A 1,696-nucleotide genomic window follows, 5' to 3' on the forward strand; every position below is an offset into this window, starting at 1 on the left:
CCTAGTAGCACTTCGTTAGGTTATGTTGATATTGGCGGGTGGGGGTTAAAGAGAACGGGACGGACCTCACCAGCTCGCCCGGATCTCTTGGCGCCCATCGGACCACTCCGTGTGGAAGGTGCCTGGGTCGTCGATGCGCCTGTAGGTGTGGGCGCCGAAGTAGTCGCGCATCCCCTGGACCAGTGCGGCCGGGAGATGGTCGCGGCGCAGACCGTCGTAGTAGGCGAGGCACGACGAGAAGGCGGGCGTCGGTATCCCGGCGGTGACCGCGAAGCCGACGACACGCCGCCAACTCTCGACGCCGTCCCGGACAGCCTCCGCGAAGTAGGGAGCGGTGAGCAGCGAAGGCAGGCTGGTGTCCGCCGCGTACGCCTCGCGGATCCGGTCCAGGAAGCGGGCCCGGATGATGCAACCACCGCGCCAGATCGTGGCCATCGCCCCGCGGTCGACGTCCCAGCCGTAGGCGGCGCTGGCGGCGGCGATCTGGTCGAAGCCCTGGGCGTAGGCGATGACCTTGCTGGCGTACAGCGCCTTGCGGACGTCCTCGGTGAAACCGTCCTCACCTCCGGGGTAGCCGCCGTGGAGGTCCCGCGGATGGAGCTCGGCGCCGAAGGCGTTCCGAGCCGCCTCACGTTGCCGCGGGTGGCCGGAAAGCGAGCGCGCGAAGGTCGCCTCGGCAATGCCGGTGACGGGAACGCCGAGGTCGAGGGCGATCTGGACCGTCCAGCGTCCGGTGCCCTTCTGCTCGGCGGCGTCGGCGACGACGTCCACGAAGGGGGCCCCCGTCCGGGCGTCCATGTGGCCGAGGACCTGGGCTGTGATCTCGACGAGGAAGGACTCCAGGTCGCCGGTGTTCCACGTCTCGAAGACCTTCGCAAGCTCCGCGGGCGATGCGCCCAGGCCGCTGCGCAGGACGTCGTAGGCCTCGGCGATGAGCTGCATGTCGGCGTACTCGATGCCGTTGTGGACCATCTTTACGAAATGGCCGGCACCGTCGGGACCGACGTGAACGCAGCACGCCGTACCGTCGACCTGCGCGGCGATGCTCGTGAGGATCGGCCCTAGCGTCGCGTAGGACTCAGCGGAGCCGCCCGGCATGATCGACGGCCCGTTGAGGGCACCCTCTTCGCCCCCCGAGACGCCGCAGCCGACGAGGTGCAGGCCGCGCTCACGCAGCGTCTCCTCCCGGCGGCGGGTGTCGCCGAAGTGGGCGTTCCCGCAGTCGACGACAATGTCCCCTGGATCCAGCAGCGAGACGAGCTCGTCGATGACCGCGTCCGTCGCCTCGCCGGCCTTGACCATGACGAGGACGGCGCGGGGCCGCTCGAGCGACGCGACGAAGTCGGCCAGGGCCTCAGCGGGCAGGAACACACCGTCGTCGCCATGCTCGGCCACTAGCGCGCGGGTGCGCTCGACCGACCGGTTGTGGACGGCGACCCGGTACCCGTGCCGGGCCAGATTGCGGGCGAGGTTGCGGCCCATGACGGCCAGGCCGGTGACGCCGATCTGCGCGGTGTCGGCGGAACTCATGGACTGACTCCCCTGTCGTCGGTGGACGAGGCGGTGGCGGGCGAGGCAAGGAGAATCTGGTCCGCCAGTTGTTCAGGCGGGCGGGTGCCGTCGAGGACGAGGTGCGCCACGTCGCGTAGCACGGGGTCGCGACGCTCGTACATGGCATGCAGGGTGCCCGCGAGGT

At 69.8% G+C, this 1,696-nt stretch carries 1 protein-coding gene; it reads right to left on the minus strand.

The window, feature by feature from the left end; genetic code table 11:
• Window positions 1-66 precede the first annotated feature (66 nt).
• A complete protein-coding gene (gene gndA / locus U9980_RS20445; protein ID WP_322769394.1) occupies window positions 67-1,530 on the minus strand; it encodes an NADP-dependent phosphogluconate dehydrogenase in 1,464 nt (487 codons plus the stop codon).
• Window positions 1,531-1,696 lie beyond the last annotated feature (166 nt).

The sequence above is a fragment of the Protofrankia sp. Cr1 genome (genome assembly GCF_963555865.1).
GTDB lineage: Bacteria > Actinomycetota > Actinomycetes > Frankiales > Frankiaceae > Protofrankia.

What these genes read in the sequence shown, in the direction of transcription:
- gndA (WP_322769394.1), bottom strand. Translation starts at nt 1,530, where the DNA reads ATGAGTTCCGCCGACACCGCGCAGATCGGCGTCACCGGCCTGGCCGTC.